Annotated in this window: 20 protein-coding genes and 1 pseudogene; 18 read left to right on the top strand and 3 right to left on the bottom strand. The window is 40.5% G+C overall.

Annotated elements, in window-relative coordinates:
- The 10 genes and pseudogenes from AB3329_RS03595 to AB3329_RS03550 form a co-directional block, all read left to right on the top strand.
- Nucleotides 1–241 (top strand): annotated as a pseudogene (locus AB3329_RS03595) (hypothetical protein); the annotation flags it as partial.
- A 293-nt stretch (nt 242–534) separates the two neighbouring features.
- The gene (locus tag AB3329_RS03590; RefSeq protein WP_368394374.1) at nt 535–1,500 is read left to right on the top strand and encodes a LacI family DNA-binding transcriptional regulator; all 966 of its coding nucleotides are present in this window, start codon (nt 535–537) and stop codon (nt 1,498–1,500) included.
- 117 nt (nt 1,501–1,617) lie between these two features.
- Nucleotides 1,618–3,027 carry a PTS transporter subunit EIIC gene (locus AB3329_RS03585; protein ID WP_368394373.1) on the top strand — a complete coding sequence of 470 codons (1,410 nt, stop codon included), beginning with the start codon at nt 1,618–1,620 and terminating at the stop codon, nt 3,025–3,027.
- Nucleotides 3,028–3,031: 4 nt separating this feature from the next.
- Nucleotides 3,032–3,934, top strand: a complete 903-nt coding sequence (locus tag AB3329_RS03580) for an alpha/beta hydrolase (RefSeq protein WP_368394372.1) — start codon at nt 3,032–3,034, stop codon at nt 3,932–3,934.
- A gap of 1 nt (nt 3,935) precedes the next feature.
- On the top strand, nt 3,936–4,826 hold the full coding sequence (locus AB3329_RS03575) for an alpha/beta hydrolase (protein ID WP_368394371.1): 891 nt from the start codon (nt 3,936–3,938) through the stop codon (nt 4,824–4,826).
- A 126-nt stretch (nt 4,827–4,952) separates the two neighbouring features.
- The gene (locus AB3329_RS03570; protein ID WP_368394370.1) at nt 4,953–5,387 is read left to right on the top strand and encodes an MmcQ/YjbR family DNA-binding protein; all 435 of its coding nucleotides are present in this window, start codon (nt 4,953–4,955) and stop codon (nt 5,385–5,387) included.
- Nucleotides 5,388–5,643: 256 nt separating this feature from the next.
- Entirely contained in the window at nt 5,644–6,207 is a 564-nt protein-coding gene (locus tag AB3329_RS03565; protein ID WP_368394369.1) for a DapH/DapD/GlmU-related protein, read from the top strand.
- Nucleotides 6,208–6,307: 100 nt separating this feature from the next.
- Nucleotides 6,308–7,261 carry an aldo/keto reductase gene (locus AB3329_RS03560; protein WP_368394368.1) on the top strand — a complete coding sequence of 318 codons (954 nt, stop codon included), beginning with the start codon at nt 6,308–6,310 and terminating at the stop codon, nt 7,259–7,261.
- Nucleotides 7,262–7,476: 215 nt separating this feature from the next.
- Complete coding sequence (locus AB3329_RS03555) at nt 7,477–7,683, top strand: hypothetical protein (protein WP_368394367.1); 207 nt, start codon at nt 7,477–7,479, stop codon at nt 7,681–7,683.
- On the top strand, nt 7,680–8,120 hold the full coding sequence (locus tag AB3329_RS03550) for an HD domain-containing protein (protein ID WP_368394366.1): 441 nt from the start codon (nt 7,680–7,682) through the stop codon (nt 8,118–8,120). Before AB3329_RS03555 ends, AB3329_RS03550 begins: the two co-directional genes overlap by 4 nt.
- Nucleotides 8,121–8,629: 509 nt before the next feature.
- Here AB3329_RS03550 and AB3329_RS03545 read toward each other — a convergent pair.
- On the bottom strand, nt 8,630–9,805 hold the full coding sequence (locus AB3329_RS03545; protein WP_368394365.1) for an NADH-dependent flavin oxidoreductase: 1,176 nt from the start codon (nt 9,803–9,805) through the stop codon (nt 8,630–8,632).
- Nucleotides 9,806–9,950: 145 nt separating this feature from the next.
- Between AB3329_RS03545 and AB3329_RS03540 the strand changes: the two genes are divergently transcribed.
- The 4 genes from AB3329_RS03540 to AB3329_RS03525 all read left to right on the top strand — a co-directional run bounded on the left by AB3329_RS03540 (nt 9,951) and on the right by AB3329_RS03525 (nt 15,276).
- The gene (locus AB3329_RS03540; RefSeq protein ID WP_368394383.1) at nt 9,951–10,304 is read left to right on the top strand and encodes a winged helix-turn-helix transcriptional regulator; all 354 of its coding nucleotides are present in this window, start codon (nt 9,951–9,953) and stop codon (nt 10,302–10,304) included.
- 749 nt (nt 10,305–11,053) lie between these two features.
- Nucleotides 11,054–13,084 (top strand): acyltransferase family protein, encoded by a 2,031-nt coding sequence (locus tag AB3329_RS03535; protein ID WP_368394364.1) that lies wholly within the window; start codon nt 11,054–11,056, stop codon nt 13,082–13,084.
- An 817-nt stretch (nt 13,085–13,901) separates the two neighbouring features.
- The gene (locus AB3329_RS03530; protein WP_368394363.1) at nt 13,902–14,486 is read left to right on the top strand and encodes a sugar O-acetyltransferase; all 585 of its coding nucleotides are present in this window, start codon (nt 13,902–13,904) and stop codon (nt 14,484–14,486) included.
- A complete protein-coding gene (locus AB3329_RS03525) occupies nt 14,479–15,276 on the top strand; it encodes a Cof-type HAD-IIB family hydrolase (RefSeq protein ID WP_368394362.1) in 798 nt (265 codons plus the stop codon). Before AB3329_RS03530 ends, AB3329_RS03525 begins: the two co-directional genes overlap by 8 nt.
- A 362-nt stretch (nt 15,277–15,638) precedes the next feature.
- Here AB3329_RS03525 and AB3329_RS03520 read toward each other — a convergent pair whose 3' ends face one another.
- Nucleotides 15,639–16,565, bottom strand: a complete 927-nt coding sequence (locus AB3329_RS03520; protein WP_368394361.1) for an aldo/keto reductase — start codon at nt 16,563–16,565, stop codon at nt 15,639–15,641.
- Nucleotides 16,566–16,871: 306 nt separating this feature from the next.
- Between AB3329_RS03520 and AB3329_RS03515 the strand changes: the two genes are divergently transcribed.
- Together AB3329_RS03515 and AB3329_RS03510 are read left to right on the top strand one after the other, a co-directional pair.
- Entirely contained in the window at nt 16,872–17,618 is a 747-nt protein-coding gene (locus AB3329_RS03515) for a DeoR/GlpR family DNA-binding transcription regulator (RefSeq protein ID WP_368394360.1), read from the top strand.
- A gap of 47 nt (nt 17,619–17,665) precedes the next feature.
- Nucleotides 17,666–18,487: an HAD family hydrolase gene (locus tag AB3329_RS03510; RefSeq protein WP_438272889.1), complete on the top strand. Its 822-nt coding sequence runs from the start codon at nt 17,666–17,668 to the stop codon at nt 18,485–18,487.
- 39 nt (nt 18,488–18,526) lie between these two features.
- Here the strand turns inward: AB3329_RS03510 and AB3329_RS03505 are convergent, their stop codons facing one another.
- Nucleotides 18,527–18,886, bottom strand: coding sequence for a thioesterase family protein (locus AB3329_RS03505; RefSeq protein WP_368394359.1), 360 nt, complete (start codon nt 18,884–18,886; stop codon nt 18,527–18,529).
- A gap of 757 nt (nt 18,887–19,643) precedes the next feature.
- Between AB3329_RS03505 and AB3329_RS03500 the strand changes: the two genes are divergently transcribed.
- Both AB3329_RS03500 and obgE read left to right on the top strand, forming a co-directional pair.
- A complete protein-coding gene (locus tag AB3329_RS03500; protein WP_067061249.1) occupies nt 19,644–19,772 on the top strand; it encodes a DUF4044 domain-containing protein in 129 nt (42 codons plus the stop codon).
- Between the two features lie 166 nt (nt 19,773–19,938).
- Nucleotides 19,939–21,255: a GTPase ObgE gene (obgE, locus tag AB3329_RS03495; protein ID WP_368394358.1), complete on the top strand. Its 1,317-nt coding sequence runs from the start codon at nt 19,939–19,941 to the stop codon at nt 21,253–21,255.
- The last annotated feature ends 38 nt before the right edge of the window (nt 21,256–21,293 follow it).

The raw sequence follows: 21,293 nt of genomic DNA, 5'->3' as shown, positions 1-21,293 counted from the left end.
AACGACGTTGGGGATTGCTTAAATTAGGCGTTCCTAGGTGGTTAGCCGATAAGGTATCGGGCTGGGGTGACCACTATCAATTGGTTGCTCACAAATCGGTTCTTAAACGTGCTATATCAAAACCAGTTCTCACAAAACGAGGGGTGTAGATTATTACATGGAGCGACATGCGATAAGTCAATGGAACCGCCGTATGCCGAACGGCACGTACGGTGGTGTGAGAGGGGCTACTAGTAGTTAGACCCTACTCGATTATCCCAGAAAACTCAAACTTTTATTCTTTGAAATTAAGGGATTTCTTAATCGTAAAAAAAGAATTCAACAGTTAAGAAATAGTTAAAAAGGTAAAGTCTATATTTGTAGTTGTTAGAAATGATTTTTCTTTCGATAAAAATTTTTCCCAAATAGACGTTCTCATAAAATGCCTAATATCATGGATTTAGCATGATATTTTAGAGTCTGTAAGTTTTAGTTTATTATCTTTTTAAAATATAGTATACTTAAGTAAACAATAGTAAACAAGGAGCTGACCTTATGGCAACAATTCAGGATATTGCAGATGAAGTAGGTATTTCAAAAGCAGCAGTTTCGAGGATTTTAAATAAAAAAGGCTCTTTTTCTAAAGATACCATCCAAAAAGTACATCAAGCAGCGAAAGACTTAGGCTATACTCTTCCTGCTGATTTACAGGCATTTGAAGAGTTAGATTTTAAGATTATTGCTGCAGTGCTCCCTCTTTCTAATATTGCCTATTACAGCATATTAGCATCCTACCTTGAGGCTGCAGCCTATAGCTATGGTTATAGTTTGATGATCTGCAGTTCGCTGTTTGATAGTGAAAAAGAAGAAGCTTTATTAGATCATTTGAAAGCTAGAAAAATAAATGGCATTATTTATGGCAGTTTTACCAGTGATGTCGTTATAGATGATTCACTTCCAGTGGTTACAATTGGACATCAATTAAATGAAAAAATTCCAGTCGTGAGATCTGATAATTACATGGCAGGTGTTCTCGCAGCTAAGCATTTATTTAGTAAAGGCTGCAGAAACTTATTATATATTTCTGGATATCAAGTAGGTAAGAACAAAGACGAACGTTATAGAGGATTTGAGGAGACTGCAAGGGAACTTGGTGTAGGAGTAGCTGAGTACTTTACTGGTTTCAGTGAAAGGAAAAAGAATATACCAAGTGTTATATCACAAATGTTTATTGATAATCCAGATGCAGATGGATTATTTGCTGAATCTTATTCTTTAGCAACGAAATGTTTACAAGTAGCATCTGATTTAGGTATTAATGTGCCTTCGAAGATAAAGATCATTGGTTACGGTAATGATAATTTAAGTGAATATACCTTCCCAAAACTCTCCTTCATTAGAGAAAATACTGAGCAAATTGCACAAATAGCCATTGCTCAATTAGTTGAAATAATTGAAGGAGGGCAAAAGACCTCTGAAGCTATTGTACCTGTATCAATAGAGCAAAATAGAACAACATAGAATTTCCGTTAAGTAAGTTCTATTTTTTTGAAACTTTTAGTAAAATTGTTGACTTAATTAGTAAAAATGTTTATTATATAAATGTAAACGGTAACAAGTTCAAAAAGGAGAAAAGTTATGACTAACAAAAATTATAATGCATTAGCTAAACAAGTCATTGAAGCGGTCGGAGGAGAGAATAACATTAAACAAGTTTTACACTGTGCTACACGCCTAAGATTCAATTTATTTGATACTCATATTGATGTTGAAAAAGTGAAGGCTATACCCGATATTCTCGGTGCAATGAAGGTTGGAGAGCAGTTCCAAGTTATCATTGGTACGGATGTTGAAAAAGTTTTTGCTGAAGTTTCAAAAGAGTTGAAACTGGAAAATCAAAAGAAAGAGGACTACTATGTAGATGAGAACATAGATAGAAAAATCACTTTAAAGTCTCTCGGTAGTGGCATTTTAGATGCAATATCAGGAACAATGGGTCCAGTTATTCCAGCTATTGTAGCCTGTGCTTTTTTCAAAATGTCTGCAGCCATTTTGGGTCCAGATATGCTGAAGGTTTTAGCGGCTGATAGTCATATCTATACTGTTCTCACTTTTGTTGGCGATGCCGGCTTTTATTTCTTTCCTGTTATTGTTGGTTATACAGCGGCCAAGAAATTTAATGTTACACCTGTTCTCGGTATTTTGATGGGGGCAGTGCTCATTCATCCGACTTTAATCGGTATTGTTACTGAAGGTAAACCATTTGACATTTTTGGAATACCAATGTATCTATCCGACTACTCAAGTTCTATTCTCCCAGCTATTCTTTCAGTTTGGGTAATGAGCTATGTGGAACGCTTTTTTAACACTCATGTTCCTCAATCTATCCGAAGCGTGTTTGCACCAGCATTTACGTTACTTGTTATGGTTCCTCTGTCTTTATGTTTGCTTGCTCCAGCAGGCGCCTTCATTGGTAATTATGTCGTAAAGGGGCTATTAACTCTTGATGGATATGTTAGCTTCCTTGGCATTGCTATAATTGCAGCATTGTATCCAATTTTAGTTATGACAGGAATGCATATGGTATTGATTGTGACTCTCTTCCAGATTTTTGCAACTCAAGGTTGGGATGGATTTTCAGCACCAGCATTGTGCTATGCAAGTTTCTCTGTAATGGGTGTTGGTATTGGCGCATTCTTCCGTTTAAAAGATAAAGATGAAAAATCATTAGCCGCAGGTTACGCTTTGACAGCTTTGATAGCAGGCACATCCGAACCGACAATTTATGGTATTTGTACAAAATATAAAAAACCATTTTATGGTTTAATGGCTGGTGGTTTTGTTGGCGGACTATACGGAGGCCTTACGAAAGTCGTATCTGCGACACTGGTTCCTTCTTCAAGTGTTACAGCACTATTTGCCTTCCTTGGCCGCTCAACATCTAATATCGTTAATGGTACAATTGCATCAATTATTGCACTTACTGTTGCAGCTCTTGTAACCTATTTATTTGGCTTTGATAAAGATGAGCCAGCTGTAAGAGGTTAACCTAATGATCCATGATAAAGTATATTTAAATGAAAGCAAGACAGCATATGTTGAAGTTTACTCACTTGATTCAGATATTTCATATAACGTTCACAAAAAGCGTCCAGCTATGATTATTTGCCCAGGAGGAGCATATCTTATATCAGCAATTAAAGAAGGGGAGGCAGTTGCCTCTCAATTTCTTTCACAGGGCTACTCATGCTTTGTACTGAGATATTCCACTTTTCTAAAAGATAGAGAAAGTTTGATAAGTGATTGTCCTCACATTGATGAGAGCGCCTATTATCCAAAACAAATCGTGCAGTTGCTAGAAACAATACATCTTATTAGAAAAAATGCTGAGGCATGGAATATAGATGTTAATGCCATTTTTGCGACAGGTTTTTCAGCAGGAGGGCATATTGTCGGTACTGTTGCGACGAGGTGGAATGATTCTTATTTTACTGAGAATTTGTCGTTTACACCGAATGGCGATGACTTAAAGTTGACAGGTTGTATTTTAGGTTATCCAATGTTAGAAGGGCCGTTATTAGAACATCCAAAAGTTGAACTTCGAAAACAGTCAGAATTGATGGAATTATGTCTGTATGGGCATACAGAGCCTACGACTATTGAAAGGAAAGAACACGAGCTTATTCGATTTATTTCTAAAGATACTTCTCCAATTTTTGCTTGGCATACTACTGGGGATGAGGTAACATCTGCAAGAATGACGACAGATTTTATTTCAGAAGTCCAGAGATTTGGCATTGAAGCTGAGTATCATCTTTTTAGTGGTGGTCAGCACGGATTATCTATCAGTAATAAACTATATGCCAAAAATAGTTCAGAGATTAACAGCCGAATTGCTCTATGGCTCCCATTGGTTTATAATTGGCTTGATTATATTAGAAAGGAACTAGAATAATATGCGAGAGGAAGATCTTACAATTTTTGAGTATCGAAAAGATAAGGAAATCAAATATGCAGATATGATAAAACAGGAAAGATTGACCGGCAAATCTGAGAAAGTTTCTTATTTTACCAAGGAAGCTGGATATGTTGATGGGTATATTTATAGACCAGCTAATTATAACGGTACTGATAATCTTCCGATTATATTTAATTTCCATGGCGGCGGAATGGTACTAGCATATTGTGAACAGGATGGGAAATACTGCCAGTATCTAGCTGATGAAGTTAGAGCTGCGGTTATAAATGTTGATTATCCTGTTGCGCCAGAATATAAGTATCCCTTGCCTATTATCTCTAGTTTTAGCTTTTTAAAGCAGATGGTGGCTGACTCATCTAAATATCGATTGAATAATAAAAGTGTGTCAGTAATGGGTCATAGTGCGGGCGGTTATATGTCTGCAGCACTGGCAATATTAGCATCTAATGATGAATCAATTGATTTTAAATGTATGATTGTTGACTATGCTGTGTTACGTCAGGATAAGAACCCTGAGTTTCGCAAGGCAATTGATCCAAACAAAGCTATACCTGTATCACGTATGCAGCAATACTATCATTGGTATTTTGATAAAGATGCCGATCCAACAGAGTGGCTGGCTAGTCCTTGCAATGCACCAGGTGAATTATTTCCGCCTACATTTGTTCTCATTGCAGAATACGATGCATTAGCTGAAGAAGAAGTAGAATTTTACAATAATCTTCAGAAGGCCGGAGTACAGGTTCAGAAAAAAGTTTATACAGGTTGTATGCATGGTTTTACACATGATTGTTTTAATGAATTTAATCAACAGCAATCTGAAACGGCATGGAAAGATATGGTTCGTTTTTTGAAAATAATTATTTAATGCTGTTTTTTTGGTTTTTTACATTTGGCGTGACACAATTTGCGATAAATCTTTTTCAAAAATTGAAACAATTAGTTGAAGTTTTAGCTTTAAAGAAAGATCTATTCTGATGACGGAGGTGCTGCAATGGGCAAAAAGACAATGCGGGAAAAACTGGAAGCTTATGCCAAGCAAAGGTATCAGGTGGAGGCTGAGGAGCTTCCCTTTCGCCGAGAAGATTATGCTGTTTTACGCCATGCGGATACTGGTAAATGGTTTGCGGTATTCATTGCAAAGGAATATAGTACCTTTGGTCTTGCTGGAGAAGGGACTGCAGACGTTCTTTCGGTAAAACCGAAAGATGCCGATTTTGCGGATTTTTTAATGCAGCAGCCGGGCTATCTGCGAGGATTTCCAAGCAAAAAATGGAACTGGATATCAATGCTGCTGGATGGCACGGTTCCTTATGAGGAAGTATGCCGGCGGCTTGACGAGAGTTTTCAAATAACCCGTTCAAAAACAAGCAATAGGAAAACCCCGTTACTAAAAAGAAAGCATTCGTCAAAACGGAAAGGGGAATGAGTAAAACAGCTTTAATGCCGCTTTTCATATGCTTTTAAACTATAGTTTACATTAAATATAAGCATTTGCTATATAAAGATTGCTGTGATAAACTGATTTTAATAAAGCTGGACTAGTTTGAGCTGCTGTGCTGTTTTCACTGGATAAGGACCATGTCAGTAGCAATGAGGGGTAGGTAAGTTTGGGAGCTTCATCTACTTCCAGTGTTTGTGAGGCTTTTGTCTCGCTATTTTTATAGATAATTTAAGGAGGGAAAATGACAAAAACATTAGCAGATTATATGACTTCAGGAGAAGTCATTAAAAAGGACTCGCCGGTATATAGAGAGATTCATGAAGTGACAGCTGAGACACTTCCTATGGTGGAAGACCTTAACATGGTCAAACGGGATAAAGAAGCTGTGCGTACCCTGATTGGGCAAATTATCGGGAAGGAATTGGACGAGACAACTGAAATTACACTCCCTTTTCGGACGGATTTTGGGCGCCATATCAGACTAGGTAAGGAAGTCTTTATCAATACGGATGTTATGCTGACCGACCTTGGTGGCATTACTCTGGAGGATAAGGTATTGATTGGCCCACGTGCCAATCTAATCACAGTCAATCATCCCAGTAATCTTAAGCAGCGACGCGGTCTGATTTTAAAACCGATTCTTGTTAAGCGCAACGCTTGGATAGGTGCGGGAGCGACTGTTTTACCAGGTGTAACCATTGGCGAGAACGCCATCGTTGCAGCAGGCAGCATTGTTTCAAAAGATGTTCCAGACAATACCATTGTTGCAGGTGTACCGGCTAAGGTGATTAAGGAAGTGGAGTAGAGCATAAGTATCTGCTTTTTGTTTATTTCTAGTATGATGACGCAGCTGTTAGGCAGATTGATAGTTACTTTGGAGATATGAAGATTTTAAAGTGAGGATAATGATGCGAAAAAAACTATTGGCAGTTCTGGTCCTTTTGCTTGCTTTAGTGGGAGCGGGCTTCTGGCGGGGACTGTCTAATCAATCGAAACAATCCAGCACGAAACCCATTCAAAAAGAAGGGAGCGCTGCCATTATGCCTCAGTTTGATGCCAAAAAGCAAACAGTCACGTTAAATGATGGGAATATCATGCCAGTTTACGGTCTTGGGACCTATAGTTTAACAGGTTCGACAGTGAAGGAGGCGGTCAGCAGTGCACTTAAGCAAGGCTATCGTCTGATTGATACAGCTTATATGTATCATAATGAAAAGGAAATCGGCGAAGCTATTCGAGAGTCAGGCATTCCACGTGAAGAGATTTTTCTAACGACAAAAATTTACCCCAGCCAGTTTGACGACCCTGAATCTGCAATTGAAGCAGCTTTGGACGAACTCGATATTGATTATATTGACATGATGCTGCTCCATCATCCAGGAGATAATGATGTCAAAGCCTATCAGGCCATGGAAAAATATCAGAAAGCTGGAAAAATTAAATCTATCGGCTTATCTAATTATTATATTGATGAGTTAAAAGCCTTTTTACCACAAGTGGAAACGATGCCAGCCCTTGTTCAAAATGAAATTCATCCCTATTATCAAGATAGCGAGGCAACGACTTATATCCAAAGTCTGGGTATCGTGGTAGAGGCTTGGTATCCATTGGGCGGCAGAGGCTATCAAGAAGAGCTTCTCAGCGATCCTGTTCTTGAAAAAATTGCAGAAAAATATGACAAATCAGTTGCGCAAATCATTCTTAGATGGGAACAGCAGCGTCAGATTATTACCATTCCCGGATCCAGCAATCCAGAGCATCAAGCTGAGAACCAGGCTATTTTTGATTTTCAATTGACCGAAGAAGAGATGCAGGAAATTAATCAGTTAAATAGAGATGAAAAGCATGACTGGTACTGACAGCTGTCCTGAAAAATAAGTGTAAGAACACCATTACTAGGCGACTAACGGTTTTTTTGCAGAAACGGCTGGATTTCAAAAATATTTTGAAGGCTAAAAAACCTTGTGATAAAATGAAATTGTCTACTGTTCCTGCAATGGCAAGAACAAAAACAATGGCTGTCCAAAAACGCATAATGGCGTCAATACTGTCGGAATAGAAAGCGCTGATTGATATGATAACGCACTATTTTTTCATCAAAACTGAGCACCCAAAAATCGTCTGCTATTCTAAGGGTGTGACAGAAGTTTACACTGTCGAAGAAGGCTGGGTTGAACAGGAAGCTTGGTTTGACCGCTTGTTTTTTAATGATTTTTCAGATTTTGAAGAAGTGACCGAAAAAGAAGTTAATATGTTTATTTGGGGGCTGAGAGCGACATGATAAATATTGTTGAACTGGCGCATGAAATCGCCAAGAAAGCACACAGCGGTCAAGTAGATAAAGCGGGTGTTGAATACATTAGGCACCCAGAAACAGTCGCTTCTCTTGTGGATAAAGATAATGAAAAAGCAGTAGCATATCTGCATGATGTCATAGAAGACACAAGCTGCAGCCTGTCGGATTTGCGCAGGGCAGGTTTTCCTGATGAGGTTGTGACAGCAGTTGACCTTATTAGCAAGAAAAAAGGACAGTCCTATCAAGACTATCTGAACAATGTCAAGACGAATCCGCTTGCTAGGGCAGTTAAACTAGCGGACTTAAAACATAATTCTGACTTATCAAGGCTGCCTTATGTAACTTCTAGAGATAGAGAACGGTCAAAAAAATACAAAGAAGCTATTGCCTTTTTAAGCACTCAGAAAAATGAGCAGGACTGAGGATGAATCCATGAGGTGATTCGACTTTATACTAAAAAAGTAATCTCAACGAAGAGATGTACAGAGACTTTTTATGGAAAAACAAGAGGCACTGTCTGATTAAGAAATCCGCATGAAATTAATTAAATAGGCACCTAGAGCACATTCTAGGTGTTTTTCTTTGCTCGGAAGAGGCAGCACACTTATTTGAAATTGTGCAGAATTTAAAATGATAGTAATTTAGTTAAAGTGATATTTTTATCTTTAATTCCGATTAATTCTGTAGTATTATAGAGTTGTCTCATATGGTTCATTCCATTTATTGTTTCGTCACTTTAAATTTTAAGTCATATGGGACTTTTTGTATACTCAAAAAGCTCCATAACTTCTTAGTTGGGATTTTACCCACTACAGAAATTATAGAGCCAATATAGTTATAAAGCCCTTGAAATCGAATGATTCCAAGGGCTTTATGGATTAAAATTAGAAGTGACACTGTCTTTGTGAGCAAGCTATTTATTTCGTTATTGTTAATAGTTGCCTTCAATAGAGCCAAGTTCTTCTGAGAAATTATCCTTGTGCTTTTCTCCAACAAAATTCATGTCGGCACCCAACATTTTTAGAAAGTTGTAGAAGGCATTATTGATTCCGAGCTCTTCTAATTCAGCATCAGAGATAGTATAGCGAATACTTTCTTCTTGTCCTAGTTCAACTTTTTGCACCCAACGAGGTTCACGAAGGAACTGGCGACCTAAAGCGACGAAATCAATACCCGATTGGATAACTTCTTCAGCTTCTTCGGGTGTTTGGATGGAACCAACTGAAATTAAAGGCTTGCGTCCAGCCACTCTTTCTTTAATTTTGAAAATAATAGGTTCCTTATCGTTTTTATTGTTTAGTGATGTTCTCCAAGCATAGCCCATTGAAATATGTAAGTAATCAATAGGTTGTTCAGATAAAACGTCAATAAATTGGAGGGTATCTTCTAGTCGGATTCCAGGTTCCTCAATTTCTTCAGGCGAAATCCGATATCCAACAATAAAAGGTTTAGTTGCATATTTATCAATAGCTGCACGCACACTTTTGATGATTTCAAGAGCAAAGGTCATGCGATTTTTTACATCTCCTCCCCATTTATCTGTCCTACGATTAGAATGGGGTGAAAAGAATTGTTGCATAAGGTAGGTATTTGCACCATGCAGTTCAATACCGTCAAATCCAGCCAGAATAGCGCGGCGTGTTGCTTGTCCAAAATCATCAACAATTTTCTGCACTTCCTCAGTTGTCAATTCACGAGGTGTTTCAGCATCGGGACGTGGTGCAGCAACAGCACTGGCACTGACGGGCTGGACTCCTCTGAGAATAGCTGTTGACGACATACGGCCGGCATGAAAAATTTGTAGAATGGCTTTGGTGCCATTATTTTTCATAGCTGAAGCCATTTTTGTCAAACCAGGTAAAAAACGATCATCCGTAATAGAGAGCTGTCCTTCGAAACCTTTACCATCAGCAGAGACATTAGCAACTGGTGATACAAAAATACCCGCTCCACCTGTATGTGATTCAAAGTATGCTAACTCATCTTTAGAAATTGAGCCATCTTCTAAACTAGAAGCCTCAGTCATTGGGGGAATAACGATACGGTTTTTAACGGTTACACCATTTTCAAAAGTGTAAGGTTCAAGAAACTGATAATGTTTTGACATAGGGGTCTCCTTTTAAAAATGTTTCTACTCTATATTGTAACCGTTTTTATGCTATACTAAAAGTAGGCACTTTTAAGTGAGGTAGTTACTTAAAAGTAAGAATTTGCTGATTAGAGGTGAGCAGGTGAAAGATAAAATTTATCAAATGGGTATCAACATTACGTTAGAAGCAATTGGCGGAAAGTGGAAGCCACTGTTATTATGCTACATCGGAAAGATGCCCATGCGTAATGGCCAGCTATTGCGTATGATTCCTGATATATCACAAAAAGTACTGACTGAGCAATTACGCGAATTAGAAGGGGATGGCATAATCAGTCGTAAAAGCTTTTCTGAGATTCCTCCCCGTGTGGAATACTATCTTACTGAGGAAGGGAAAAATCTTAGAAAATTGCTGGTAGAACTGTCCGTTTGGGGTGAGAAGCGAGCGGAAAAGTTACAAAATGAGGGACAAGAAATACATTTAGTTCATTCAAAACACGATGGTTACCTTGACTAGTTGCTAAAAGAAGTCTCGCTCAATCTTCCCATTTATAAGGAATTAGAGGGAAATAGTCAAAGTTACATATGACTGTGACTTAACAATTAACTAATAACTAAAAATTGCTTAATTTGAATAAATCTTTAGTATTCTAAGTCGGAATAGAAAGCGCTGATTGATATGATAACGCACTATTTTTTTCATCAAAACTAAGCACCCAAAAATTGTCCGCTATTCTAACGGTGTGACAGAAGATTACACTGTCGAAGAAGGCTGGATTGAACAAGAAGCTTGGTAGGACTGCTTTTCTTTAATGATTTTTCGGATTTTGAAGAAGTGACCGAAAAAGAAGCCAATATGTTTATTTGGAGGCTGAGAGCGACATAATGGACATTTCATGAACTGGCAACAATGTACAGCTCCGATGAAAAAGGTGAGCTAGTCGGCGGGCCGGCCGCTAAATCATTCACATTGCTTATAAGAAGGATGAAGGAAGCAAAGGCATCTGAGCTGCTCTCTTTTCACGGATTTAAAGGCGGAGAGCTGGTCAATGACCGCAGTAAAAGATAAAAAATAGGCCGCAGCAATTAAACCTATTATTGCTGTGGTCTTTTATTGATTTTAGCGGTATAATAGTACTGAATTGCTGATTGGGCATTGGCTCTCGGAAAACTAAAGAAAGCTATCTTATCTAAACAAGGTACAAAACAAGAGTTGTCTGACACAAGCATCACAATCAATTAGGGATAGGGAAAGAAAAGGGAAAAATGAGGGAAAAGTGGATTGATACTGCAAAAGGGATTGCCATATTGCTGGTGATTATTGGGCATGTAAGCGCAGGACTCGAAGGGATATGGAATTTTAGTTTTGTGTACGGGATACATTTGGTGATATTTTTTGTCCTGTCCGGCTACACTTCAAAAAAGAAAAGAATAAACGGCGATTATTTGAATGCGCGCTTTTCCCGCTTAATGGTTCCGTATTTCTACACCTGTTTGCTGATTATGCTGACGGATATTTTTAACAGCTATCTCATTTATCATGAGAGTTCTACTGCAAGCATTACAAGACTAATCAGTCGAGACCTTGTCAGAAGTTTTTTTGCTTCAGGGACCTATACAGTATTTGGAACAATTGAGCTGGGCAGCAAGATAGGTGCCATATGGTTTCTTCCAGCCATGTTTTTTGCTGGACTTTTGCTTCAAGCTGTTCTAAATTATTTCGGTGAAAACGATGCTTATGCCGGAACAGCCTTAGCCCTTATTGCCCTAACCGGCCATATTTCGGCACAGTTCCTATGGCTTCCTTTCAGCATTCAGTCCGGCATGACAGCAGCCTTTTTTATGTGGATTGGATTTGCCATACGTAAGCATGATTTGCTTTCAAAAGTAAGATGGTCCCACTATCTCTTTGCTCAGATTATTTTGCTGCTGGGAATCTTTTTGGGCTACTGTAATGTCAACTTTGTTACAGCCGACATCAGTGATGTCATTGTATCTGTTTTAGTCGGTTTATCAGGCTGTTTGCTGGTATATGGCATCTCTGTTATTTACAAGGGCCGTATTCTTGAATATATCGGGAGGATTTCTCTGACCGTTTTATGCACTCACTTGTATGCCTTAGAAGTTTTGGCACCTTATGTTAATAAAAGCCTAGATTTATTGAAGCTGGAAGGGAATCTAAGAGTCTGGGCATGTATTGCAATTGAAATTCTTTTTGCTGTTTTGACGGCCTCAGCAGTAGAAAAGCTCAAACACTCTTTTTCAAGGCGAAAATCAAGCTTCTTAGAAAAAAGGCAGACAGAAGGTCTTGATGAGAATACGCTTACGGTTGATATAGCCAAAGGTCTGCTGTTTTTATCAATACTGTTCAGTTTGTTTAGGATTGATGGGAACTTGCGGACAATCCTTTTTTCCTGCCAGATACCGGCTCTTGTTTTTCTGTATGGCTATAGCTATGGCAGCTCTAAAAGTGTCATCAAAACAATAAAGAACAGCCTAGGCTCTTTTCTGCTGCCATACGGTCTTTTGGTTATAGGAGACTTACTGCTTCAGGTAAACCGCTGGACGCCCTCCTTTCTTGATGATAAACTGTCCCAATATCTTTTTGGTCTGTCTTTGACCAAAGAGCTCTGGACGGCTCTGCCATCAGTTGGTTTGGCTGCTTTCATTTTGCTGCTCTTTCTCATTAGTTTGATTTATACAGCAGTGGACAGACTGCTCAAAACAGATAGGCTGAAATGGGCTTGCTGCCTCAGCCTATCTCTGCTTGGTTTAACTCTTGGAGAAATGGGCTATTGGCTGCCTTGGAGCCTTGATATAGCCTGTTATGCCATCATTTTTTACCGTTTAGGTCACCAGTTTCATCAAAAACAATGGCTGCAAACCGTCCTCAACAATTCCTTCTTGTATTTTATTCTTTCCCCTGTTTGGGCTTATATGATCTATATCGGAGGAATGAATATGATTGTTAGGCAGTACGAGCCTTACGGCATGGTTATCATAGGGTCCCTTGCAGGAACGCTCTTAGCCATTGGCCTAGCTGACTATATTCGTCATAACTGGCCTTTTGCCCAGATGTTTTTAAAAAAGGTAGGAAAAAGCTTTACTGTGGCTCTTGTGGTGTCTGCTTTGCTTGGAGAGCAAATAGAGACAGCAGCAGCTTTTGTTCTTAGTCACTCAACTTTTGCTTATCTGTTTTTGTCTATTATGCTTCAAGTCCTCCTTTCAGGAGCAGTCATACAGATCTTATCATCCGGAAAAACCGGGATTTCAAAACTGATAAGCAGCAGGAGATAGAGGAGAAAAGATAAATCTTTAAAGAAAACAAGAGAGCCTGAGACGACCTTTTTGCCTTTGGCAAAAGAGGTGCGCCTGCGGAATCAAAGATTTCGGACTTACCGCCAGCCGTAAACGTCTGAAGGCTTTGTCGTCCTGCGGCCGACCGCACCCTTCTAGTCGTCTTGGCAGAGGGGCGCCTACGAAATTAAAGATTTCTGGCTTACCGTCATTTTTGCTTTGCTCTTTTGACGGGCTTTGTAGCTTGTTAATTGAACATGGGCTAAACGCTGCGGGAAAAAGATATCCTGACTTAGAATCTGGCGATTCGTCAGTCAGTCCCCTATTTTCCTTTTGCGTTCTTAACGGGCTTTGTATCTTGTTAATTGAACATGGGCTAAACGCTGCGGGAAAAAGATGTCCTGACTTAGAATCTGGCGATTCGTCAGTCAGTCCCCTATTTTCCTTTTGCGTTCTTAACGCCCTTTGTATCTTGTTGGAACTGAACACGCCCTAAGAGCTGTGCAAAAAAGATAAGGCTAAGTTTAGAATTGATTTCAAGTTAGTTAGCCGTAGACGTCTGAAAGCTTTGTCGTCTTGACAGCCGACCGCACCCTTCTAGTCGTCTTGGCAGAGGTGCGCCTACGAAATCAAAGATTTCTGGCTTACCGTCATTTTTGCTTTGCTCTTTTGACGGGCTTTGTATCTTGTGAATTGAACACGCCCTAAAATCCTAGTGAAAAAGATGGCTGTCAGCGTGATGCCAGCATCACTTGCCATCCCCTATTTTCATACGGATTTTTTAACGGGCTTTGTATCTTGTTTAAAGGAGGTGTAGATGGTAACGGAAAGTGAGAAAATGCAGTCAGGTGACTGGTACGATGCTAATTTTGATCCGGAATTGATCCAAAAGCGGTTGGCGGCTCAGGACCTATGTTTTGAACTTAATCAACTAAAGCCAAGCTTGGAAAAAGAACGTTCAGCAGTCATGGCTGAGCTTTTTGGTCGAACTTATGAAGGTTTGGTCCTGCTCAGTCCTTTTACTTGTGATTATGGTGAAAACATCAGCTTTGGTAAAAGCTGTTTCGTCAATGTTAATTGCTATTTTATGGACGGCGCAAAAGTGACTCTTGGAAATCATGTTTTTGTAGGGCCTTCAACAGGTTTTTATACAGCCAACCACCCTCTGGACTATCAGCGCCGCAATGCTGGACTTGAACAAGCTTTGCCGATTACTGTCGGCAATAATGTTTGGCTGGGGGCCAATGTCAATGTTATGCCTGGTGTGACAATCGGAGACGGCTGTGTCATTGCCTCTGGCAGTGTGGTAACAAAGGATATTCCGGCCAACAGCTTGGCGGGCGGTGTGCCTTGCCGTGTGATGAAGACAATTGAACAAAAGGAAGGACTAACACATGATTAAAGTTGTCGCAACAGATATGGACGGTACGTTTTTAAATAGCCGAAATGACTATGACCGCAAACACTTCAAAGTGCTTTTTGAAAAAATGACAGACCAAGGCATTCGTTTTGTCAGTATCTCCGGCAATCAATACTACCAAATTCAGTCTTTTTTTCCTGAATTAAAAGACCGTATCACTTTTGTCGGAGAAAATGGGGCTTATATTGTTGAAAACGGCAGTTTTATCAAGAGTCACCGTCTGAGTAATGATACTGTGCGCCTTGTGCTGGATTATCTGATAGAAAATAAGTTTGATCATGAACTGGTTTTATGCGGTGAGCAGTCAGCCTATATTTTGCAGGCATCGGCTCAGGAAGTTAAGGATTATTTTTCTATTTATTACCATCGTTTGACAGCAGTAGAAACATTTGCTCAATTGCCCGATGATAATTTTATGAAGTTTTCATTCAACAGCCCGGAAAACCAAACGTATGCCATTGTCGATGCCTTGAATGATAAACTGGAAGGAAAGGTTGTTGCCGTAACCAGCGGTCATGGAAATATTGATGTGATTGCTGAAGGTGTCAATAAAGGAACTGCAATGGCTTATTTATTGGATAGGTGGGGTGTCACTGCAGAAGAGCTGGCAGCTTTTGGTGATGGCGGCAACGACATTGAAATGCTCAAGCTGGCTAAATACTCCTATGCTATGTCTAATGGCAGTGCAGATGTAAAAGCAGCAGCTTCAGCCATTGCGCCTTCTAATGATGACAGCGGAGTGCTGAAAACTATCGAAAAGTTATTAATCTAAAGCTTAAAAAGAAGTGGGGCAAAAATTATTATTTCGAGAATATCGATTTTATTACCCTCCCGCTCAGCTGCTCATTTGGCTTATAGAAATTAATTATGCCTAGTTTTGACAAGATAAGACAGCCTGAGTGCCGTATATACTAGAATGTTTCTTGGTAAATTTTCATTCAATATTGCATTGAAAAAGCCCTCAAAGCTAATTTTAGTTCAGCTTTGGGGGCATAATTGTAGGAATTTTATGGATTTCTGTGCAGCTGCTTAGCAAGTTTTAAAAAATTGAGGTGAGAAGGTAAGGTCAGATCTTACCAGCCAGTGAAGTAAAGAGATAGACAGTTTTTCAAAACCAGCTTAGATTTTGCTTGCTTATGGTAAGTATTTTCCGGCAGCGAGATAGAGATGATACCATTCGTGGTGGGTCAGTTTAACATTAGCGGCTGTACAGACATCAGCCAAGTGTTCTGGATTCATCGTGCCAACAATGGCCTGCATATTGGCAGGATGTCTCAGAATCCAAGCAATGGCTGCAGCCGCTTTGGAAATGCCGTATTTGTCCCCGATTTCCTGCAAAGCTTGGTTCAGTTCTGAGAAGTTGGGATGATCAATGAAGCTGCCTTCAAACATTCCATATTGAAGAGGGGACCAGGCCTGAATCGTAATATCATGCAAACGGCAGTAGTCCAGTATGCTATTATCTCGGTCGATGGACATATCGGTTGTCTTATTATTAAGATAAAGCGACTGATCAATGAGCTGAGACTGTTCTAAAGAAAGCTGAAGCTGATTAAAAATGAGCGGCTGTTTGACATATTTTTTCAGCAGCTCCAACTGCATTGGCGGAACATTACTAACACCGAAATAGCGAACTTTACCGGATTTTTCCAATGTATCAAACGCTTCAGCGACTTGTTCCGGCTCAAAAATTAAATCCGGCCGATGCAATAGGACAGAATCTAAATAGTCTAGTTTCATCCGACGCAAACTGTCATCAACGCTGCTAAGAATATTTTCTTTAGTCCAGTCAAACTCGTTACGTTCAAAACAGAGCCCAACTTTTGATTGGATAAAGACATCATCCCGTTTGCTGCTACTTCGTGCAAAGGCTTGACCAAAGCGTGTCTCAGCTTCTCCATTGCCGTAGGCAGTTGCGTTGTCAAAGAAATTGACGCCGCAGTCAAGAGCTGTTTGGATCATTGTCGCTGCCTCTGAAACAGATAAAGCTGGCATCCGCATACAACCAAGGATAATAGCAGCAGCCTCTTGCGGGCCGCGAGCAACAGTAATTGTTTTCATGACTAGCACCTCCAATGTTTTTCTTTTATTATAGTACTTAGAGCAGGTCGAAGGTCAAGACCTAAGGCAGACAGAGTAGCTCAAATGCTTAAAAAATTAAAATGACAACAATAACTTATTATCAGTTTGTAAAGAAGCACTAAACCCCAAAAAATATATAGAACTAATGTTGTAACTGTAAAGAAATCCAAATGCTGCTGACAGAATATTTCCTAAAATTTCATCGAAGTGAAGCACTCACAAATACTTATAAATGCTTACAAACACTTAAACCTGTGTTATAATATAAATAAGGAGAGTTAGTCTATGTACCAAGAACAGCGTTTAAGGAAAATTCTGGAAATATTGGCGAAACGGGGGGAGCTGTCTGCCAAAAAAGCTATGGAAGAGCTGCAGGTTTCCAGAGATACTGTTCGGCGTGACTTTGCACTTTTAGCACAGCAGCACAGAGTTAAGCGAACACATGGCGGTATTTTGCCTATCCTTGAACCATCTATGATTCCTGCTTTTAAAGAGCGTTTAGAGGAACTGAATGAAGAGAAGGAGAGAATGGCACAGCTGGCCTTGCCTTTTCTCAAACAGGGAGGCTATTATTTTTTTGATGTTTCAACTAGCCTGCTGCGCCTAGCCCAATTAACGGATTTACCCCTTACTGTCTATTCGCATTCTCTGGACAATGCCCTTGTTTTTTCGGAAAAGGAGCAAATCGATTTTCACTTACTTGGAGGGCGTTTTTATGCTGCTAATCGTTTCTATTTTTCCTTAAAAGAAGCAGAACTGCTCCGATCGCTTCACCTAGATATAGCCTTTATTGGAGCTGCCGGTCTCCGAGGCGGAGAAGTGAGTTTTTCGGATGCCGAAGACGTGCAGGTCAAGACTCTGGCTCTCAAACGGGCACAGACCAAGGTTCTGATTGCCGAGGCAGGGAAGTGGGAACGGCAAGGACCACATGTCCTGTGTTCCTTAGCAGACTTTGATTACCTGATTTGTGACAGGAAACCTGATAAAGCTCTTCTGGACAGTATAGGACGTCAGACACAGGTCCTTTACTAATACTATATTATTTAGCCAATAAAGCCTTTTGCTACTAAGGAGATATTATGACTGAGGTAAAATTGATTATCAGCGATATTGACGGTACTATTTTGGACAGCCAGCATCATTTGGACACCGGGTTAAAAGCGGCTGTTGCAGAGTTAAAAGAAAGAGCAATCCCCTTTATTCTGGCTTCGGCCAGATCACCTTACGGGATGGCCCCTTTAGCACAGACCTTAGGACTTGAAGGAGTTCCAATGGCTTGCTACAACGGAGCATTGATTGTTCAAAAATACAAAGACAGCTATCAATTCATCTACGAAGATCCCTTAGACAAAGGAGAAGTCAGCAGTCTTCTGCAACTACTGAAAGATGATTTCCCTCAAATATCAGTCAATTGTTACGCAGGAACCGATTGGCTGGTTGAAAAAAAAGATAAGTGGGTTTCGCTGGAAGCAGACATTACAGGAGAAATTCCTGTTCTGACTGATTTTACTGATCTTCTCAGCCGGCAGACAGTTTCTGTACATAAGCTGCTTTTAATTGCAGAAGCAGAGGAAATTCAAAATCTCTACCAGTTGCTGAATAAGCAGCTCTTTAAATATATTCATTGCTATTTGTCAAAGGATAATTATCTGGAAGTGACAGCAAAGACTGTTTCAAAAGACAGAGCACTTAGAGAGCTGGCTGCTTATTACCATTTTAATCTTGAACAGATGATGGCAATCGGTGATAACTTCAATGATATGCCCATGTTAGAGTCAGCAGGGCTTGGCGTAGCTATGGGCAATGCACCGCAGGCCGTTAAAGAGAGGGCAGATGCTATTGCTGAAAGCAATGATCAAAACGGTGTTTCATCTGCCATTGCCGACTATGTTCTTCGTTAAAATCGAAAGGGAAAGTTTAGGAATCGGAGCCCTGGCGGCCTAGTGAAACTTAGCGATGAATCTGTCACGGTCTACAGCTACGCGTGTGTGTTCTGCCTTACCAATGAGTTCCTCTCCTTCATAAGCAGCAATTGAAAAGTGGTACTGCCGCCCTTTCCGGGTCATCTGTCTGATGATAATTTGGATATCTGTTCCGATTGGACTGGCTGCTAAATGCTCAATAGATATGGCTGAACCAACACTTGTTTCATTCCCTTTTAGCTGCGGCTGCAGATGAGTAAAAGCAGTGTTTTCCATGAAGGCAACTAAAGCCGGTGTAGCAAGAACCTCCAGTTCGCCTGATTCCATGCATTTAGCAGAATCTTTAGCTTGTGTGTGATAAATTTTCTGAAATAACATTAGTAACATCTCCTTTAAATAAGATACAAAGCCCATCAAAAGAGCAAAGCAAAAATAGGAGACTGGACGAAGAGCCCTCAAAGGCTCTAGGACAGGCTATCTTTTTTTCACAGCTCTTAGGGCGTGTTCAGTTCAATAAGATACAAAGGCCGTCAAAAGAGCAAAGCAAAAATAGGAGACTGGACGAAGAGCCCTCAAAGGCTCTAGGACAGGTTATCTTTTTTTCACAGCTCTTAGGGCGTGTTCAGTTCAATAAGATACAAAGCCCGTCAAAAGAGCAAAGCAAAAATGACGGTAAGCCAGAAATCTTTGATTTCGTAGGCGCACCTCTGCCAAGACGACTAGGGAGTGGGACAGAACCCCAGACCACAAAGTTCGTTGTCCCACCCCCGCAAAGCCTAGTAGGCAATTTAAAGCTTTGAAAAAGCGTTAAAGTGCCACTAGGCTACTGCGTCTTGCACATAGCACTATAACAAACATTAAGGACTATTTTTTAAATCGTCCTTCAGACGTCTACGGCTAACTAACTTGAAATCAATTCTAAACTTAGCCATATCTTTTTCCTGCAGCGTTTAGGGCGTGTTCAATTCACAAGATACAAAGGCCGTGAAGAGGCAGAAAAATAGTTTTATTTTAAACAGAAAGCAAGGAGCAATATTTTCTGCCGAGTGAAGTTTTATGGGCGGCTAAGATTTGCTAAATTGCTGCTTTCGTGTTAAGATAGAAATGTTTAAATCATTATGAAGAGGTGGTAAAATTGGCATTTGGTGATAATGGACCACGTAAAAAAACGGCTTTTGAAAAATTAACATTATTTGTTGTCATTTTGATGGTTCTTGTGACTGTCGGCGGTATTTTGATCAGTGCTTTGAGTGTCCTGCTGTAAGCAAAACCGTCAGTAGCTGGAGCGATTATCATTTTAAAATAGACTTGGATGGTTAATGACAGGCAGAAAGAGGTTTTGAAAATTCCGGAAGTTTATCCGGTTTCCGACTGTTTCTGCTGTGTTTTTTTGTCTTCTGTGAAACAGAAAAAAAGAGGGAATAAAATAGATGAGTATGTTTTTAGATACGGCTGCTGTCAAAGTGAAAGCCGGCCGAGGCGGTGATGGAATGGTGGCTTTCCGCCGTGAGAAGTATGTTGCCAACGGTGGCCCATGGGGGGGGGATGGCGGCCGGGGCGGCAATGTCATTTTTAAAGTAGACGAGGGGCTGCGAACCCTGATGGACTTCCGCTATAATCGCCACTTTAAAGCTAAGTCCGGCGAAAAAGGGATGACCAAGGGGATGCACGGCCGAGGGGCTGAGGACTTGGTTGTACCTGTTCCGCAGGGAACGACCGTCCGTGATGCAAAGACAGGCAAAGTACTTGCCGATCTTGTCCGTAAGGATCAGGAATTTACTGTTGCCCATGGCGGCCGAGGAGGGCGCGGGAATATACGCTTTGCGACACCTCGCAATCCGGCGCCTGAAATCTCAGAAAATGGGGAGCCCGGTGAAGAACGCGAGCTGGAGCTTGAATTAAAGATACTGGCAGACGTGGGTCTGGTTGGTTTCCCTTCAGTCGGGAAATCAACCTTGCTTAGTGTTGTTACAGCAGCCCGTCCAAAAATCGGTGCCTACCATTTTACAACCATTGTTCCTAATCTGGGTATGGTTCGTACAAAATCGGGTGAAAGTTTTGCGATGGCGGATTTGCCGGGACTGATTGAGGGCGCCAGCCAAGGGGTTGGCCTTGGGACACAGTTTTTGCGTCACATCGAGAGAACACGGGTGATTCTGCATGTGCTTGATATGTCTGCGGGAGAAGGACGTGACCCTTATGAAGATTATTTGGCTATCAATAAGGAGCTGGAATCCTATAATCTTCGTCTTGCAGAACGTCCGCAGATTATTGTAGCCAATAAAATGGATATGCCTCAGGCAGCTGAACAGCTGGAAATTTTTCGAAAAAAATTAGCTGCTGCATATGACGAATTTGCCGAACAGCCTCTGATTTTTCCTATTTCCGGCCAGACGCATCAAGGGCTGGAAAATCTGATGGAAGCGACAGCAGATTTGCTGGATAAAACGCCTGAATTTCCTCTGTACAGCGAGGCTGATATGGCTCAGACCGAAACATATTACGGTTTTACAGCCGATGATGAACATCCTTTTGATATTTCCCGCGCTGACGATGCCGCTTGGGTATTATCAGGTGAGAAATTAGAAAAGCTTTTTGTGATGACTAATATGGAGCGTGATGAAGCTATCATGAAATTTTCTCGCCAGCTGCGTGCCATGGGGGTTGATGAAGCTTTGCGCAGCCGCGGTGCTAAGGACGGAGATACTGTACGCATCGGCAGTTTTGAATTTGAATTTGTTGACTGATACTCAATCAGCTTGAGATAGCTTAAGGTATTCAGTTT

The organism is Streptococcus huangxiaojuni (assembly GCF_040930515.1).
In the GTDB taxonomy this organism is placed as follows: Bacteria; Bacillota; Bacilli; order Lactobacillales; family Streptococcaceae; genus Streptococcus; species Streptococcus huangxiaojuni.
Note: the sequence above shows the minus strand (reverse complement) of the source record. Positions and strands in the feature narration are given on the sequence as shown.

Bases quoted from the DNA above. Each gene is read 5' to 3' on its own strand.
- AB3329_RS03590 (WP_368394374.1), top strand. From the start codon at position 535: ATGGCAACAATTCAGGATATTGCAGATGAAGTAGGTATTTCAAAAGCA.
- AB3329_RS03585 (WP_368394373.1), top strand. From the start codon at position 1,618: ATGACTAACAAAAATTATAATGCATTAGCTAAACAAGTCATTGAAGCG.
- AB3329_RS03580 (WP_368394372.1), top strand. From the start codon at position 3,032: ATGATCCATGATAAAGTATATTTAAATGAAAGCAAGACAGCATATGTT.
- AB3329_RS03575 (WP_368394371.1), top strand. From the start codon at position 3,936: ATGCGAGAGGAAGATCTTACAATTTTTGAGTATCGAAAAGATAAGGAA.
- AB3329_RS03570 (WP_368394370.1), top strand. From the start codon at position 4,953: ATGGGCAAAAAGACAATGCGGGAAAAACTGGAAGCTTATGCCAAGCAA.
- AB3329_RS03565 (WP_368394369.1), top strand. From the start codon at position 5,644: ATGACAAAAACATTAGCAGATTATATGACTTCAGGAGAAGTCATTAAA.
- AB3329_RS03560 (WP_368394368.1), top strand. From the start codon at position 6,308: ATGATGCGAAAAAAACTATTGGCAGTTCTGGTCCTTTTGCTTGCTTTA.
- AB3329_RS03555 (WP_368394367.1), top strand. From the start codon at position 7,477: ATGATAACGCACTATTTTTTCATCAAAACTGAGCACCCAAAAATCGTC.
- AB3329_RS03550 (WP_368394366.1), top strand. From the start codon at position 7,680: ATGATAAATATTGTTGAACTGGCGCATGAAATCGCCAAGAAAGCACAC.
- AB3329_RS03545 (WP_368394365.1), bottom strand. From the start codon at position 9,805: ATGTCAAAACATTATCAGTTTCTTGAACCTTACACTTTTGAAAATGGT.
- AB3329_RS03540 (WP_368394383.1), top strand. From the start codon at position 9,951: ATGGGTATCAACATTACGTTAGAAGCAATTGGCGGAAAGTGGAAGCCA.
- AB3329_RS03535 (WP_368394364.1), top strand. From the start codon at position 11,054: ATGAGGGAAAAGTGGATTGATACTGCAAAAGGGATTGCCATATTGCTG.
- AB3329_RS03530 (WP_368394363.1), top strand. From the start codon at position 13,902: ATGGTAACGGAAAGTGAGAAAATGCAGTCAGGTGACTGGTACGATGCT.
- AB3329_RS03525 (WP_368394362.1), top strand. From the start codon at position 14,479: ATGATTAAAGTTGTCGCAACAGATATGGACGGTACGTTTTTAAATAGC.
- AB3329_RS03520 (WP_368394361.1), bottom strand. From the start codon at position 16,565: ATGAAAACAATTACTGTTGCTCGCGGCCCGCAAGAGGCTGCTGCTATT.
- AB3329_RS03515 (WP_368394360.1), top strand. From the start codon at position 16,872: ATGTACCAAGAACAGCGTTTAAGGAAAATTCTGGAAATATTGGCGAAA.
- AB3329_RS03510 (WP_438272889.1), top strand. From the start codon at position 17,666: ATGACTGAGGTAAAATTGATTATCAGCGATATTGACGGTACTATTTTG.
- AB3329_RS03505 (WP_368394359.1), bottom strand. From the start codon at position 18,886: ATGTTATTTCAGAAAATTTATCACACACAAGCTAAAGATTCTGCTAAA.
- obgE (WP_368394358.1), top strand. From the start codon at position 19,939: ATGAGTATGTTTTTAGATACGGCTGCTGTCAAAGTGAAAGCCGGCCGA.